General features: G+C 69.5%; 14 protein-coding genes. 5 read left to right on the top strand and 9 right to left on the bottom strand.

Features of this window, described 5'->3' with window-relative positions:
• Positions 1-89 precede the first annotated feature (89 nt).
• On the top strand, positions 90-614 hold the full coding sequence (locus HWX31_RS33600) for a tautomerase family protein (RefSeq protein ID WP_174965506.1): 525 nt from the start codon (positions 90-92) through the stop codon (positions 612-614).
• 131 nt (positions 615-745) lie between these two features.
• Here HWX31_RS33600 and HWX31_RS33595 read toward each other — a convergent pair whose 3' ends face one another.
• Positions 746-1,222 (bottom strand): MerR family transcriptional regulator, encoded by a 477-nt coding sequence (locus tag HWX31_RS33595; protein WP_174965505.1) that lies wholly within the window; start codon positions 1,220-1,222, stop codon positions 746-748.
• Positions 1,223-1,292: 70 nt separating this feature from the next.
• Here HWX31_RS33595 and HWX31_RS33590 point away from each other — a divergent pair, with 70 nt between their 5' ends.
• Entirely contained in the window at positions 1,293-2,528 is a 1,236-nt protein-coding gene (locus tag HWX31_RS33590; protein WP_174965504.1) for an NADH:flavin oxidoreductase/NADH oxidase family protein, read from the top strand.
• Between the two features lie 12 nt (positions 2,529-2,540).
• Here HWX31_RS33590 and HWX31_RS33585 read toward each other — a convergent pair whose 3' ends face one another.
• The 3 genes from HWX31_RS33585 to HWX31_RS33575 form a co-directional block, all read right to left on the bottom strand.
• The gene (locus HWX31_RS33585; RefSeq protein ID WP_174965503.1) at positions 2,541-3,464 is read right to left on the bottom strand and encodes a LysR family transcriptional regulator; all 924 of its coding nucleotides are present in this window, start codon (positions 3,462-3,464) and stop codon (positions 2,541-2,543) included.
• A gap of 55 nt (positions 3,465-3,519) precedes the next feature.
• On the bottom strand, positions 3,520-4,779 hold the full coding sequence (locus HWX31_RS33580) for an MFS transporter (RefSeq protein ID WP_059711843.1): 1,260 nt from the start codon (positions 4,777-4,779) through the stop codon (positions 3,520-3,522).
• Positions 4,780-4,891: 112 nt separating this feature from the next.
• Complete coding sequence (locus tag HWX31_RS33575; RefSeq protein WP_010099380.1) at positions 4,892-5,845, bottom strand: LysR family transcriptional regulator; 954 nt, start codon at positions 5,843-5,845, stop codon at positions 4,892-4,894.
• A 100-nt stretch (positions 5,846-5,945) separates the two neighbouring features.
• Between HWX31_RS33575 and HWX31_RS33570 the strand changes: the two genes are divergently transcribed.
• Positions 5,946-7,304, top strand: a complete 1,359-nt coding sequence (locus tag HWX31_RS33570) for an NAD(P)/FAD-dependent oxidoreductase (protein ID WP_174965502.1) — start codon at positions 5,946-5,948, stop codon at positions 7,302-7,304.
• 280 nt (positions 7,305-7,584) lie between these two features.
• Complete coding sequence (locus HWX31_RS33565; protein WP_174965520.1) at positions 7,585-8,019, top strand: phosphatase; 435 nt, start codon at positions 7,585-7,587, stop codon at positions 8,017-8,019.
• Between the two features lie 25 nt (positions 8,020-8,044).
• Here HWX31_RS33565 and HWX31_RS33560 read toward each other — a convergent pair whose 3' ends face one another.
• Positions 8,045-9,076, bottom strand: coding sequence for an NAD(P)H-quinone oxidoreductase (locus HWX31_RS33560; protein ID WP_232427384.1), 1,032 nt, complete (start codon positions 9,074-9,076; stop codon positions 8,045-8,047).
• A gap of 165 nt (positions 9,077-9,241) precedes the next feature.
• On the opposite strand from HWX31_RS33560, the gene HWX31_RS33555 reads away from it, so the two are divergent.
• Positions 9,242-10,108 carry a LysR family transcriptional regulator gene (locus HWX31_RS33555; protein WP_174965501.1) on the top strand — a complete coding sequence of 289 codons (867 nt, stop codon included), beginning with the start codon at positions 9,242-9,244 and terminating at the stop codon, positions 10,106-10,108.
• Positions 10,109-10,121: 13 nt separating this feature from the next.
• Here HWX31_RS33555 and HWX31_RS33550 read toward each other — a convergent pair whose 3' ends face one another.
• From HWX31_RS33550 to HWX31_RS33535, 4 genes are all read right to left on the bottom strand, one after another.
• Complete coding sequence (locus tag HWX31_RS33550) at positions 10,122-10,505, bottom strand: DUF4377 domain-containing protein (RefSeq protein ID WP_174965500.1); 384 nt, start codon at positions 10,503-10,505, stop codon at positions 10,122-10,124.
• A gap of 100 nt (positions 10,506-10,605) precedes the next feature.
• Positions 10,606-11,991: an NCS2 family permease gene (locus tag HWX31_RS33545; RefSeq protein WP_244143918.1), complete on the bottom strand. Its 1,386-nt coding sequence runs from the start codon at positions 11,989-11,991 to the stop codon at positions 10,606-10,608.
• Positions 11,992-12,336: 345 nt separating this feature from the next.
• Positions 12,337-13,755: a UbiD family decarboxylase gene (locus tag HWX31_RS33540; RefSeq protein ID WP_174965499.1), complete on the bottom strand. Its 1,419-nt coding sequence runs from the start codon at positions 13,753-13,755 to the stop codon at positions 12,337-12,339.
• Positions 13,756-13,768: 13 nt separating this feature from the next.
• Positions 13,769-15,022 carry an MFS transporter gene (locus tag HWX31_RS33535; RefSeq protein WP_244143917.1) on the bottom strand — a complete coding sequence of 418 codons (1,254 nt, stop codon included), beginning with the start codon at positions 15,020-15,022 and terminating at the stop codon, positions 13,769-13,771.
• Positions 15,023-15,025 lie beyond the last annotated feature (3 nt).

Below are 15,025 nucleotides of genomic sequence, written 5' to 3'. Positions count from 1 at the left end.
CCTTGAACAATGGCGATCCTGCCACTCGCCGCAACGTGGCGCAAGCGCGATGATGGTCCCGTCCCAACCACCGACGAAGGACGATCGACATGCCGATGATCGACGCACTGATTCCGCAGGACGCGCTGACGCCCGAAGCCGAGGCGCGCCTGCTCAAGGAGATGACCGACATCCTGCTGCGGGCCGAAGGCTTCGAGCCGGACAACGCGAACGCGCAAAGCGTATCCGTGCTGTTTCTGCACCGCCCCGCCGCGACATACGTGGGCGGCGTGCCGTCGACGCGGCCGCGCTACCGGATCGTGCCGACGGTGCCGGAGGGGCAATACACGGATGCCGCGCGGGAAACGCTCGTCAGGGAGATCACCGCGGCCGTCGTGCGCGCCGAAGGCGGCACGCACGAGGATGTCGCGCCGCGCGTATGGGTCTTTCCGAAGGAGATGCCGGACGGCCAGTGGGGCTCGCGCGGCACGATCCGCAGGCTCCCCGACATCCAGGCATTCATCGCCGGCGAGCACGAACGGCAGACGGGCGCGGAGCGGCTCGCGCGGCGGCGGCGCGACAAGGCGCGCGCGGTGCTGGCAAGCGCCGTCGACGCGATCGACCGGAACGACTGACCCGCGCCGCCGCAAACCGAACGCACAGAGGGGCCGCGTCGACCATCATCGCGCGGCTCGCTCGCCCGAAGCGATCGCTCACTTGCGCGTCGCAACAGGCCGCTCACGCCGCGCGGCCCGGGCGCGGCGCGCTACGGATTGCCGGCCGCTTTCCTGCGCCCGCCGAAATCCTGCGCAGGGGCGACCCGCCGGGCGCGCCGGCCCGTCGCGGCCGCCGCCGGCGCTTGCGCCTGCAGCGCGTCCACCTTGAGGCACCGCCCCGCCTCCCATTCGGCCTGAAGCGTGTCGCGGATCTGCTGCAACTCCCCGCGCTGCGAGTCCAGCTTGACGCGCAGCGCGTCGATCTCGCGCAACCGCTCGTCGATGCGCGCGAGCAGGCCCTCCTTCGCGAACGCGTCCATGTCCTCGGCGACGCCGCGCATTTCATCGAGCGAGAAACCGAGCCGCTGCGCGAGCTGGATCTGCCGCAGCCGCTCCGCCGCGGCCTCGTCGTAGATCCGGTAGCCGTTCGCGCCGCGGCCGGCCGGCGGCAACAGGCCGCTCTGCTCGTAGAAGCGGATGGCGGACGTCGTCATGCCGGTCCGTGCGGCCAATTCCCCGATCTTCATAGCGCTCTTGACCTTCAAGTTGGCTTGAAACTTAGTATAGGCGCATCAAGCCTATCGAACAGGTCTTCCGATGACGACACCGCTCTTTGCCCCGCTGACGCTGCCCAACGGCGCCACCCTGCCCAACCGCATCGCGAAGGCCGCGATGGAGGAAAACATGGCCGACCCGGGCCAGTTGCCCGGCGAAGCGCTGCGACGCCTGTATGCCGCTTGGGGCGCCGGCGGCGCAGGCCTGCTGATCACCGGCAACGTGATGATCGACGCGCGCGCGCTGACCGGCCCGGGCGGCGTCGTGCTGGAACGCAACACGCCGCTCGAGCCGTTCCGCGCGTGGGCAGCCGCCGCGCGCCGGCACGGCGCGCGCGTGTGGATGCAGATCAACCACCCCGGGCGGCAGGTGCTGGCGGCGATGGGCCGCGACGGCTGGGCTCCGTCCGCCGTGCCGGTCGACCTCGGCCGGCACAGCAAGCTGATCGCGACGCCCCGCGAGATGACCGAAGCCGAGATCCACGAGGTGATCGAGCGCTTTGCCGACACCGCGGCGGCGGCCGAGGCGGCCGGATTCGACGGCGTGCAGATCCATGCGGCGCACGGCTACCTGATCTCGCAGTTCCTGTCGCCGCTGACCAACCGGCGCCAGGACGACTGGGGCGGCTCGCCGGAAAACCGCGCGCGGCTGCTGATGTCGGTCGTGCGCGCGGTGCGCGCGCGGGTCGGCGCGGCGTTCAGCGTCGCGGTCAAGCTCAATTCCGCGGACTTCCAGCGCGGCGGGTTTTCCGAGGACGACGCGAAGCAGATCGTGCTGCAGCTCAACGCATTGCCCGTCGATCTCGTCGAACTGTCCGGCGGCAGCTATGAAAGCCCGGCGATGCAGGGCCGCACCGCGGACGGCCGCACGCTCGCGCGCGAAGCCTATTTCCTGACGTTCGCGCGCGACATCGCCGCGATCGCCCGGATGCCGGTGATGACGACCGGCGGGATTCGCCGGCAGCCCGTGGCGGAAGCGGTGCTCGAGCAAGGCGTCGCGGTGGTCGGCATGGCGACCGCGCTGGCGTCCGTCCCGGACCTGCCGAAGCGCTGGCGCGACGGTCAGGCGATCGACGCGCCCGTCGTGCAGGTCGATTGGCGCGACAAGGGCGCCGCCGGCCTGGCCACGATGGCGCTCGTCAAGCGCAGCCTGCGCGCGATCGGCGCCGGACGGCATCCGCCGCGTCGTTACTCGGCGGTCCTGAGCCTCGTGCTCGACCAGCTCCGCACGCGCAGGCTGACGCAGCGGTATCGCCGGTGGAACCCTGCGGGGGCGTGACGCGGCGCGCGCTCATGCTTCGCGCAACCGCGCCGCGTCCGTCGCGAACGCCGGACGCAGCTGCGCCTCCAGGATCTTCATCACGGCCTGCGTTTTCGCCGGCGCCGGCCGCGCGGCCGGATACAGCGCATGCAGCTCGAAGCCCGGCACCGTATGGCCGGGCAGCAGCTCGACGAGCCGGCCGCTCGCCAGGGCATCACCGCAGACGGGTTCCTGCAGCACGCCGATGCCCGCACCGCCGACCAGCATCTCGTATGCGGGCCGCCAATGGCTCGTGCTGACGACGATATCGATCGGCGTCGGCCGCGGCGCCTCCGATGCGCGCGCCAGCCGCAGCTGACCGTCGGCAAACAGTCCCGCCACGCGGATGAACGGATGCGCGGCGAGATCGGCCGGCTGCTGCGGCCGGCCGTGCGCATCCACATACGCGCGCGCCGCGACCAGCACGCGGCGCACGTGGCCGAGCCGGCGCGCGACGAAGTTGCCGTTCCCGAGCGCGCCGAGCCGCAGCGAGATGTCCACGCCCTCGGTCACCGGGTCGGTGACGGCGTCGTTCAGCACGAGATCGATCAGCAGCTTCGGATGCCGTTCGCGAATCGCCGCCATCACGCCGGGCAGCACGACCTCGCCGATCCCGTGCGGCGCGGCGATCCGGATGCGTCCGCGCACGGCGTCGTCGCCGGGCGTCACCGCGGCCTGCGCTTCGTCCGCCGCGTCGAGGACGACCTTGCTCTTCTGGTAGAACAGCGCGCCCTCGTCCGTGCACGACACCGCGCGCGTGCTGCGCAGGAGCAGCCGGACCCCGAGATGCCGTTCGAGCCGCTCGATGCGATCGCTGACGGCGGGCTGGCCGAGGCCGAGATCCCGCGCGGCGCGCGACAGGTTGCCGCGCTCGACCACCCGTACGAAGATGCGCATCGCGGACAGCAAATCCATAGGTTCCCCGGAATGGTAATGAACGGACCCGCACGGCATGCGCCGTGTCCGCGCACTATACGCGCTGCGCGCCGACCCGCACCGCCGGCGCGGCCCAGCGCCGGCCATACGCCGTCATCACCGCGAAGCTCAGCACGAAGCTCAGGCCGCCGGCCGCCAGCAGGCCGAGCTCGCCCAGCACGGGCAGCAGGTTCGTGAGGAAGCCCGTCACGACCCACGCGATCGCCATCACCGAGCCGGCGACGCCGAGCGCCCAGCCCTGCCGGTCCTCGGCGACGGCGTCCGAGTACGCGGTGTACATCGTCGTATAGGCGACCATGTCGAAGCAGCCGACCACCATCCCGAGCACCCACAGCGCGCCTTCATGCGGGAACAGCGCCGACAGCAGCTGGCCGGCGCCGGCGACGAGCAGCCCCGTCCTCGCGATCTCGACGACGCCCCACACCTTCAGCATCAGCCGGACGACGACCACCAGCCCGAACACGAAGCAGATGCCGATCAGGCCGCTGAACAGGCCGAGCTGCGCGCTCGTGTACTGGAAGCGCGTCTGCAGCGCGAGCATGATGGTCTGCAGATACAGGCCGTAGCCGACCTGCATCAGGAAGAACACGACCGACAGGCACGCGACGCGGCCATGCGCGCCGGCCTCGCAGATGATCCGCACGGGCAGCAGCAGATCGACGCGTGCTGCGCCGGCCGGCGCGACGGCGTCGCGATAGCAGCGCGCCGTCCACAGCCCGCAGGCGACGCTGAGCGCGGCGACCAGCAGGAACGGCGTGCCGTAGTTGAAGAACGGCGCGATCGTGCGGTCCGATGTCAGGCCGCCGAGCACGGGGCCGACGATCACGCCCGCGCTGAACGCGACGGACATGATGCTCATGTTGTACGCCTTGTTCTCCGGCGTGCTGAGATCCGCGATCGCGGCCTGCGCGATGCCCTGGCAGCCGGCCATCAGGCCCGTGAGGCCGCGCCCGGCCAGCAGCAGCGCGATGCTCGGCAGCAGCGCGCCGAGCGCCATCAGCAGGTAGCCGAGCGCAAGGCCGAACACGCACAGCAGCATGATCCGGCGGCGGCCGTAGCCGTCGGACAGCTCGCCCATCAGCGACGAGCCGAAGAACATGAAGAACGGATACACGCCGTATCCGAGACCCAGGTAAAAGTTGCGCAGGTGCGCCGGCGTATCGGCGCCGATCACGCCCGAGCGGGGATCGGAAAAGATCGCCGCCATGATCGGGTACACGAGCCCGAAGCCCATCGCGTCGATCGCGATCGCGAGCAGGCACGGACCCAACAGTTTCAGGTTCAGCTTGGACATGTGTGGCCTCGGCAGTAACGGGATCGTCACGGTAGCCGGCGGCCGTGCGCGCGAGTAGTGTCGTCGCGGCGATCTCAGTCATCGGAAAAACCGATGAGCGGCGCTGCGCCCCTTACTTGCGGCGCCGCTCGTGCGGCGCCACCGTCGCGCCGTCGATGACGGGCGCGCCCTGCTTGATCAGGAAATCGCGGAACAGCCCGGTCACCTGCGAGATCCGCCGGTCGGCCAGCGTCACCACGACCCATTCGCGCTCGATCGGGTTGCCGGGATACGGCAGCTGGCCCAACAGCCCCGTGCGCAATTCGAGCGCGCACGCATGCAGCGACAGGAACGCGACGCCGAGCCCGGCCTCGGCCATCTGCTTGATCGCCTCGTTGCTCGACAGTTCGGAGCCCACATGAAACTTGAACCCTGACGACTTGAACAGGCTCTCCACGGTCGTGCGGGTGCCGGCGCCGCGCTCGCGCACCAGCAGGTGCGCCGATTCGAGATCCTTCAGCGACACGCGCTTGCGCTGCATCAGCGGATGGCCCGGCGCCGCGACGAACACCATCGGATGCTTCGCGAACTCGACGGCGTGGGTGCGCAGCTCCTTCGGCGGGCTCCCCATCACCGCGAGATCGATTTCATGCGTGGCGAGCATGCGGATGATGTCGTCGCGGTTGCCGACCTTGAAATACGTCTTCACGTGCGGGCGTGTCGCCGTGAACTTGACGAGCAGCGGCGGGATCAGGTACTCGGCCGTCGTGATCGCGCCGATCCGCAGCGTGCCGCCGAGCTCGCCGGTCAGCGCCGCCACCTCGTCGCCCGCCTCGCTCCACAGATGCAGGATCTCGCGCGCATAGCGCGCGACGATCTCGCCCGCCGCGGTCAGCTGCACGCCGCGCCCCACCCGCTGCAGCACCGACGCGCCGACCGCCTCCTCCAGCAGCCGGATCTGCAGCGACACGGCCGGCTGCGTCAGGTTCAGCTCCTGCGCGGCGCGGGACACGCTGCCCAGCCGCGCGATCATGTCCAGCGCCTTCAGCTGCCGGAACGTCGCGGTCTTTCCTATAAGTGAATACATATGGGTCGGCGATAAACATTAAATTGTCTGAGCGGATGTCGAACTATATCTTCGTATCTCGAAATCTGTCACCCGTATCGACAACAACGAGGAGCCTCTCATGGCCACGCCCCTCTTCCCCCCAGCAACGGATCGCGCGACGCGCGTTCCGCGCATCGTGATCGTCGGCGGCGGCGCCGGCGGCCTGCAACTGGCGACGCGCCTCGGCGACGCCGTCGGGCAGCGCGGCCTGGCGGACGTCGTGCTCGTCGATCGTTCTCCGACGCATTTCTGGAAGCCGCTGCTGCATGAAGCGGCCTCCGGGCATCGCGATCCGGCGAGCCACACGATCGAATACGCGGCGCAAGCGAAGCGGCACGGCTTTCAATTCGTGCAGGGCGAGCTGCAGCGCGTGGACCGGGTGCGGCGCGTCGCGACGATCGGCGCCGTGCTCGACGGCGACGGCTCGGAGATCCTGCCGCCGCGCGACGTGCACTACGACGACCTGGTGCTCGCGGTCGGCAGCGTGACGAACTTCTTCAACGTGCCGGGCGCGTCCCGCCATGCGCTTCCGCTCGAAAACGTCGAGCAGGCCGAGGATTTTCGCCGAAAGTTCCTCGCCGCGTGCGCGAAGGCCAACCATCTGGCGGAACGGCAGCCGGACCGGCGCGCGCCGCCCGTGTGCATCAACGTGATCGGCGCGGGCGCGACCGGCGTGGAGCTCGCCGCCGCGCTCACGCACGCGATCGATCAGCTCGCGGCCTATCGCTTCAAGGCGCTGAGCCCGGAAAGCGACGTCCGCATCCGGCTGATCGAAGGCGGCCCGCGCGTGCTGCCGGTGCTCGACGAACGCCTCTCCGCACGCATGCACGCGCAGCTCGTCGCGCTGCACGTCGACGTGCTGACGAACACGCGCGTGGCGGAAGTCGGCGCGGACGCGATCGTGACCGCGACCGGCGAGCGGCTCGCGAGCGACATCACGATCTGGGCCGCCGGCGTGGCCGGCCCCGCAATGCTGCGCACGATTGGCGACCTTGCGCTCAACAATGCGAACCAGGTGATCGTGACCGACACGCTGCAGACGCCGGACGATCCGCACGTGTTCGCGTTCGGCGATTGCGCGGCCTGCCCGTCCGCCGGCGCGCACGGCTTCCTGCCGCCGCGCGCGCAGGTCGCGCACCAGCAGGCCGTGTACCTGAGCCAGGCGTTCGCGCGGCGGCTGTCCGGCAAGCCGGTAGCCGGCTTCACGTTCCGCGACGCCGGCACCGTCGTATCGCTCGGCCACGCCGGCGCGGTCTATCAGGCGGAGCTCGGCATGCGCTCGCGCTCACTGATCGTCGATGGTCTCGCCGCGACCGGGCTGTACCGGTTTCTGTATCGCAAGCACCTGTTCAGCGTGCACGGCGTGACGCGCGCATTGCTCCAGGCGTTCGGCCATTGGCTGCAGCGTCGCAACCAGCCGTCGATCAAGCTGCATTGAATCGACGGCAGCCGGAAGAAGTGCACCGGTTCCGTGCGAATCGGCGCACTTTTCCTGTGCACGTCGCGCACGTCGAATGAAGCAATGCCGCGCATCGTTGCGAGCCGTGCCGGCAATGCGTCAGGATGCAAAATTGCACGCGGAATCGCAAAATTGAGATATCAGCCGAACCTTATGAGTCGAACAAAAAGATTAATTGGTGCTGTATTCCGGTTCGACGATAAGGTCGTGGCATTCCCGTCAGCGAGCGGACCATCACGTCTCTGAAGAGGAAACACCCGTGGTCATCGAAGCTATCGTCACCCGACTCGACGCAGCGTTTGAACAGATCGAAGCGACCCCCGACTCGCGCGAATCGCAGCAGCAGCGCGAGACCATCCTGCAGTGGATCGATCATGCTTCGGCGGAAGGCTATCGCCTGGGCCTCGTGACGACCTTGCCGGCGGCGCGGTTCAGCGCGCTGTTCGAAGGGCAGTTCGGCACGGCGAGCCTCGACCGCTTCTCGGTCGTCGTCGCGGATGCCGGCCAGCCGTCCATGGAAGCGAGCCAGCATCCGTACGACGTCGCACTGCAGGCGCTCGGCGTGCCGCGGGAATGTGCGGCGGCGGTCGCCAGCAGCGAGCGCGAACGCCGCGAGGCCGAAATTTACGGCATGTCCCGCTGCGTGCGGATCGCCGACGTCGCGCGCTCCGCCGCGCCGCTCGGCCACTGCTGAACGCACACGCGGGCGGCGCGGCCGTTCACGCGGCGCGCGCCGCCGCCGTCGTCAGCACGACCTTGCCGATGTGCGCGCTCGCCTCCATCAGTGCATGAGCGGCGCGCGCATCGTCGAGGTCGAAGGTCCGATCGATCAGCGGCTTCACCGTGCCGCGACGGATGTGCGGCCAGACCGCCCGCTCGAGATCCTCGATCAGCGCCGCCTTTTCCGCCGGCGTGCGTGAACGCAGCGTCGAGCCGAGGTGCGTGAGGCGCTTCGTCAGCATCGGGAACAGGTCGAGCGCCTGCGCCGGCCCCTTGATCACGCCGATCTGCACGATGCGGCCGTTCATCGCGGCCGCCGCGTAATTCCGCGCGACGTAATCGCCGGCGACGATGTCGACGACCACGTCGACACCGCGCCCGTGCGTCGCGCGCATCACCGCGTCGACGAAATCCTCGTTCCGGTAATCGACCACGACGTCGGCGCCGAGCGCGCGGCTCGCATCGCGCTGCACGTCGGAGCTGACCGTCGTGATGATCGTCGACGCGCCGAACGCCTTCGCGAGCATCGTCGCCGTGGTGCCGATGCCGGACGCGCCGCCGTGAATCAGCACGCTGTCGCCCGCCGCGAACCGGCCGCGCTGGAACAGGTTCAGCCACACCGTCAGGAAGGTCTCGGGCAGCGCGGCCGCTTCGACCATCGACAGGCCGTCGGGAATCGCCAGCGCGTTGCTTTCGTGCGCCACCGCGTACTCCGCATAGCCGCCGCCCGTGATCAACGCGCAGACGCGCTCGCCGATCGCGAACCGGGTCACGTCGCGCCCGACGGCGACGATCTCGCCCGCGATTTCCAGGCCCGGAATGTCCGACGCGCCCGGAGGCGGATCGTACAGCCCCTTGCGCTGCAGCAGGTCGGGGCCGTTCACGCCGGCCGCATGCACGCGGATCAGCACCTCATCGGCGGCCGGCGCGGGCACCGGCCGCTGTACGGGCGCCAGCACGTCGGGAGCCCCCGGCCGCGTGATCTCGATCGCGGTCATCGCCGCGGGAAGGGTTTGCGTTACGTTCGACATGACTTCACCTTTTCAAGAGTCCGCAAGAGTCCGGATATGCGGCGGATTCGATCCGCATGCCGAATCGCCGCATCGGTCGAGAAAAAGTGTAGTGACGCGCCGCGCGCTTGACACGCAGCGAATTGCCGATCGTATGATGCAAATTTGCATCACGCCGGAGGCATCATGAACTGGGACGACGCGCGCATTTTCGTCGCGCTCCATCGGGAACGGACCTTGCGCGCCGCGGCGCGCGCGCTCGATATCGACCAGGCGACGGTCGGCCGCCGGCTTGCCGCGCTCGAGCATGCGCTCGGCGCGACGCTGTTCCTGCGCACGTCGAACGGCTATGAATTGACGCCGGTCGGCCGGATCGCGATCCGCGCGGCCGAGGCGATGGAACAGTCCGCGCACGATCTCGTGCGCCACACGCAAGGCGTCGACAAGCGCCTGGCCGGCGAGGTGAAGCTGTCGACCACGGACGCGCTCGCGCAGGAATACGTGATGCCGGCGATCGAGCGCCTGCATGCGAAGCATCCGGACGTGTCGGTGCTGCTCGACACGACGACGCAGGTTCTCAATCTCGCGAAGCGCGAAGCCGACATCGCGATCCGGACCGTCAAGCCGCGCAATCCGGACCTGCTCGCGCGCCGGCTCGCGAGCTGGGAAGTCGGGCTGTTCGCGTCACCCGACTATGTGCGGCGCCACGGCGAACCGGTGCCGGGCGAGCGGTTCGCCGGGCACGACCTGGTCGTCTACCAGCCGCATTTCGCGAAGGCGCGCGTGCCGTCGTTCGTCGGGGAACCACTGGCGGACGGCCGCATCGTCGCGCAGCTCAACACGAACCTGACGCTGCGCGCGGCGTTGAAGGCCGGGCTCGGCCTCTGCGAGATACCGGTGCCGATGGGCGAGCGCGACGGCCTCGTGCGCGTCTGGCCCGATCGCTCGAACGATGCGCAGTACGAAATCTGGCTCGTCACGCATCAGGACCTGCGGCACACCGCGCGCATCCGCGTGACGATCGACGAGATCGTCGCCGCGTTCGGCGGATAGCCGCACGCTCGCGTCACTCGCTCGCCGGCGTGCGCGACACGACGCGCTTCAGCACCCAGCGGATCGACGAGCGGTCGGCCGGCGGCTGCGCGACCTTGTATTCGTCGATCTCGAGTTCGTAACGGAAGCCCGGCTTGAAGTCGAATCCTTCGATGCCCGCGTACCACAGGCTCCATTCGCCGTCGGGCCGGTCGCGCACCTGCAGGCACTCCATCGGCGCAACGCCCACGCAGCGCCTGGTCTGCGGCGCGACGTAGACGGTTTTCGCGACCGGCCGGCCATCCGCCGGCCGTGCGGCGGATGCCTGCACGCTGCCTGCGCTGGTTTCGCATGCGGCGAGTGCTGCCACCCCGGCCAGTGCCGCCGTCAACGTCAATCCACGAAAAATCCGATTCATCCGATCCTCGACCTTGCAGTTTGAAAAAGCCATCATACTGCGCGCTTGCACACAGGTTCCGGATGCCGTCGTCGCCCGCGACGCGGCGCTTAGCCGTGCGTCAGATCGCCCAGCCGCCGAGATAGAACACGACGAGCACGGCCGCGATGCTCACCGTGCCGACGTTGAGCTTGCGGAACTCGCCGCTCGCGATGCGTCCGATCACGAGCGTCGAGAAGCCGAGCATGATGCCCGTCACGATGTTCGCGGTCAGCACGATGAAGACCGCGCACACGAGGCCGGACATCGCGTCGACCATGTCGTCCATGTGCAGCTTGCTGACGCTGCCGAGCATCAGCAGGCCGACGTACATCAGCGCGGGCGCGGTCGCATACGACGGCACGAGCGCCGCGATCGGCGAGAGGAACATCACGGCCAGGAACAGCAGCCCGACCACCGCGGCCGCGAGGCCCGTCTTCGCGCCGGCGGCCACGCCGACGCTCGATTCGATGTAGGCCGCCGCCGGCGCGCCGCCGAGGAAGCCGGAGAAGATCGAGCTCAACGAGTCCGCGGTCAGTGCGCGGCCGCCGTTGATGATGCGGCCGCTCTCGTCGAGCAGGCCGGCCTGCCCCGCGACCGCGCGGATCGTGCCGGTCGCGTCGAACACGGCGGTCATCACGAGCGCCAGCACGCTCGGCAGCACCGCGAGCGACAGCGCGCCCTTGACGTCCATCGCGCCGATTAGCGACGCGTGGCCCGGCGCGCTCAGCGAAGGCAGTGCGAACACGCCGCGGAACTTCACGGCCGGATCGAACGCGAGGCCGAACGCCGAGATCGCGATCACGACGAGCAGGATCCCGCCCGGCACGCGGCGCTTTTCCAGCCCGAAGATCGCGGCGAGACCGATCACCGACATGATCACCGGCAGCGCGGTGACGTGGCCGAGCGACACCGGCAGGCCGGCGCCCGGGTTCTTGACGACGAGGCCGACGTCGTTCGACGCGATCAGCAGCAGGAACAGGCCGATGCCGATCCCCGTGCCGTGCGCGACGCCCGCGGGCAGGTTGCGCAGGATCCACGAGCGCACGCCGGTAACGGAAATGCCGGTGAACACGAGCCCCATCAGGAACACGGCGCCGAGCGCGACCGTCGGCGGCAGGCCCTTGCCGAGCACGAGGCCGAACGCGGTGAAGGCGGTCAGCGAGATCGCGCAGCCGATCGCGATCGGCAGCTTCGCCCACAGGCCCATCAGCAGCGAGCCGAACGCCGTCGTCACGCACACGGCGACGAACACGGCGCTCGCGTCGAAGCCGGCCTTGCCGAACATGCCGGGCACGACGAACACCGAATAGACCATCGCCAGGAAGGTGGTGATGCCCGCGACGATTTCGCGGCGCCGCGTGCTGCCGCGCGCGGAAATCCCGAAGTATCGGTCGATGGCGCCGTTCGCGCCGAACGCCGCTTGCGCGCCGACGCCGGCGGCCGGCTGCACCGGGGTATCGCTCATGAGCTTGCTCCTTTATCAGCATGCTGAAACGGTCGACGTGGACCGTCGTCAGGTTTGTCTCGTATCTAGTGTTGGGGCGGCAACGTCGTCCGCACTTTGCCGTAGCGAAGGGTAGGTGAACAGAACATCACGTCCCATTGGGCGACGAGCATGCAGCGCATGTCGAAGCGCTTATATCGGCGTGAAACCGGGCTTTCCCGCCGCGGAACGCGTGTATACGCCTAGTGGGAATCCGTTAAGGGGAGTATTTGAGTGCGAGACCTGAAACGGGGGACGGACCCGGTGGCAAGCGGCGCGCCATTGCGGCATTGCGTGTGCTCGCCTGGACGGGCATGGATGCGCCGTTCAGGTGTACGCCCGCCGAAACCGCTCCCGCAATCCGAACGGAACCAGGCAGTCGATCACGCACTTGTTGGTGAAGCCCTTCCGCCCGCCGGACACATAGCTTTCCGACTGAGTGGGGTCCAGCGACGTGCCGCGCAGGCTCGGGGTCTGCAGCACGTCACGCTCGAGCCGGCTGCGCGTCGCGATCGCCCACAGCACGTCGTCGGCCGAGTGAGGGTTCACGTCGTCGTCGACCAGCACCAGGTTCTTCGTCGTGGCGACCCGCTCCAGCAATCGCATCGCCGCATGCATCAGCGGCGCGTCGTCGTCGCGCGTGCGCCTCGCGACCTGCAGCACGGTGAACAGATGCCCGCCGCCCGCGGGCAGCGCGACGGCGTCACGAAACAGCGGCGCGGCGCCCTCGTCGTGCAGCACCCGCCAGATCGCCGCCTCCTGCCCGACGCCGAGCAATTCCGACTGCTCCCGCCCCGGGCCCGTCAACGCCGGATAGATCGCGCCGGGCCGCCAGGACAGCGCGCTGACGGCCAGCGTGGTCACCGCGCCGGCGGCCGAGAAATAGCCGAGATACTCCGGCATCGAGTGCCCGTGGCCCGGCGGGCCGGCCGACGCGCCATCGTGCTCGGCCTCCTTGTCCGCGCCGAGGCTGCCTTCGATGACGATCTCCGCGTGGTCGACATACCACCCGCCGCCGGACGCGCACGGCGCCAGCGCAACCGGCCTGCCGCGCAACGCGCCGGCCACCGCGAGCTCGTCGTCGCCGAACCCGACGGCCGGACTGCTGAGCGCGGCCGCATAGTAAAGCGCCGGGTCGAGCCCGATATTGACCGACACCGGAAGCCGCTCGCCCCGCGCGACGTGCCGATCGACGAGCTGCTGCAGATGCCCCTTCGACGAGATCGCCACCACGGTCGAGTTCGGCTTGAGCGTAATCCGGTGTACCGAGCAATTCGCGATGCCGGTAATGGCGTCGCGCGCATAGACGAGGCCGAGCGTCACCGTCGGCCCCGGGTCGCCGGCCGTGCAGGTCAGCGCCGGCAGCCATTGCCGCAGGTCGGGCGCCGTGACCCATTCGCGCGGCGTCGCTCGTGCCGACAGCGTCGGCGCGAGCGGCGAGCGGATGGCGCGGACGATGCGCTCGCCCGGCCGATCGTCGCCGAGCAGCACGCCGGTGCGCGCGCGGCTGCCGAACAGGCCCATGAGCACCGGAAAGCGGCCGCGCGCAGGCCGGCGATACAGCCGCAGCGGCTGCTCCGCCGCGAACCACGACGCAGCGCTCGCTCGATAGGACGCGAGGTAATCGTCGATCAGCCCGACGTGCGGATCAAGCGGCGCATCGATTTCGACCGGCCGTTCACCCGCGCGGGCCAGCGCATCGAGCGCGCTGCGCAGATCGTGGATGTCGCTCGCCGTGCACGCCATGCCTGCCCTCCGCTCAGCGCGCCGTCGTCGGGCGCGCGCCCCGCACGGCGCGCGACGGCGACGCGGCAACCGCGATCAGCGCGACCGACGCCAGCGCGCACAGCGCACTGAACGCGATCGACGCGACGTAGCTGCCGTAGACGTCGAACAGCAGCCCGCCGATGCTGCCGCCCGCCACCGCCGCGACGCCGACCGACACGTAAAGCGCGCCCAGGATCGCGCCCAGATTCGTGGTGCCGAACCAGCTGGCCGCAACCGACGGATAAAGCGAAATGCAGCCGCCGTTCGCGACGCCGAACAACACGGCGAATACGGCAAGCGCGACGAAGCCGTGCGCGGCGAGCCAGAAGCCGTTCAGCAGCGCCAGCGCGAAGGTCAGCGCCATCAGCAGCGAACGTGCGCCGATCCGGTCGGCAAGGCTGCCGAGCAACAGCCGGCCGGCCACGTTGCCCACGCCGATCAGCCCGATCAGCAGGTTGGCCTCGACGGCCGAGAGGCCGAGCTGTCGCGCATACGGATTGATGTGGACGAGCGCGAGGAACAGCCCGACCGAACCGAGGAAGATCGCGGCGAAATACCACCAGAAGCGCGCGCCGCGAAGCGCCGACGCGAGCGTCGCGTCGGCGGCCGCCGGATGCGCGCCGTTCGTCGTGCGAGCCGGCGCGGCGTCGCCGTCCGCGCGCAGCCCCAGTTCCTCCGGCCGCCCCCGCACCACGGCCGCGGCGACGCAGCCGAGCACCGCGATTCCCACCGCGAACACGCGCATCGTCGTTTCCCACGACAGGTGCTGCATCAGCAGGCCGGCGAGGCTCGGTCCGACGAAGGTGCCGAGCCCGGTGCCCGCGAGCGCCAGGCCGGAGGCCTTGCTGCGGTTCCTGACGAACCAGCGCTGCACCGCGGTCACCGTCGGCACGTACACGAGGCCGACCCCGAGCCCGACGAGCGAGCAGAATGCCACGAGGAAATGCGCCATCGACCGCCCGGCCAGGCTGCTGACGAAGAAGCCGAGCGCCAGCAGCACCACGCCGGCGCCGACCACCTTGCGCGTCGACGTACGGTCGGCGATCGAGCCGGCAAACACGCCGACCGCGTAATAGATGAATGCGGTCAGCGAGAAAATCGACGCGACCGAGAATCGCCCGACGCCGAAACTCGACTGCAGTTGCCCGAAGAACGCGCCGAACGAATAGGCCGCCCCGAAAATCAGCGCCAGCAGCAGGTGCGCCGCGATCACGACATACCAGCCTCGAAAGATTCTTTCATTCATCAA

It is taken from the genome of Burkholderia ubonensis (assembly GCF_902833085.1).
Classification (GTDB): domain Bacteria; phylum Pseudomonadota; class Gammaproteobacteria; order Burkholderiales; family Burkholderiaceae; genus Burkholderia; species Burkholderia ubonensis.
This window is presented reverse-complemented; position numbering and strand designations above follow the sequence as displayed.

Bases quoted from the DNA above. Each gene is read 5' to 3' on its own strand.
- HWX31_RS33600 (WP_174965506.1), top strand. From the start codon at position 90: ATGCCGATGATCGACGCACTGATTCCGCAGGACGCGCTGACGCCCGAA.
- HWX31_RS33595 (WP_174965505.1), bottom strand. From the start codon at position 1,222: ATGAAGATCGGGGAATTGGCCGCACGGACCGGCATGACGACGTCCGCC.
- HWX31_RS33590 (WP_174965504.1), top strand. From the start codon at position 1,293: ATGACGACACCGCTCTTTGCCCCGCTGACGCTGCCCAACGGCGCCACC.
- HWX31_RS33585 (WP_174965503.1), bottom strand. From the start codon at position 3,464: ATGGATTTGCTGTCCGCGATGCGCATCTTCGTACGGGTGGTCGAGCGC.
- HWX31_RS33580 (WP_059711843.1), bottom strand. From the start codon at position 4,779: ATGTCCAAGCTGAACCTGAAACTGTTGGGTCCGTGCCTGCTCGCGATC.
- HWX31_RS33575 (WP_010099380.1), bottom strand. From the start codon at position 5,845: ATGTATTCACTTATAGGAAAGACCGCGACGTTCCGGCAGCTGAAGGCG.
- HWX31_RS33570 (WP_174965502.1), top strand. From the start codon at position 5,946: ATGGCCACGCCCCTCTTCCCCCCAGCAACGGATCGCGCGACGCGCGTT.
- HWX31_RS33560 (WP_232427384.1), bottom strand. From the start codon at position 9,076: ATGTCGAACGTAACGCAAACCCTTCCCGCGGCGATGACCGCGATCGAG.
- HWX31_RS33555 (WP_174965501.1), top strand. From the start codon at position 9,242: ATGAACTGGGACGACGCGCGCATTTTCGTCGCGCTCCATCGGGAACGG.
- HWX31_RS33550 (WP_174965500.1), bottom strand. From the start codon at position 10,505: ATGAATCGGATTTTTCGTGGATTGACGTTGACGGCGGCACTGGCCGGG.
- HWX31_RS33545 (WP_244143918.1), bottom strand. From the start codon at position 11,991: ATGAGCGATACCCCGGTGCAGCCGGCCGCCGGCGTCGGCGCGCAAGCG.
- HWX31_RS33540 (WP_174965499.1), bottom strand. From the start codon at position 13,755: ATGGCGTGCACGGCGAGCGACATCCACGATCTGCGCAGCGCGCTCGAT.
- HWX31_RS33535 (WP_244143917.1), bottom strand. From the start codon at position 15,022: ATGAATGAAAGAATCTTTCGAGGCTGGTATGTCGTGATCGCGGCGCAC.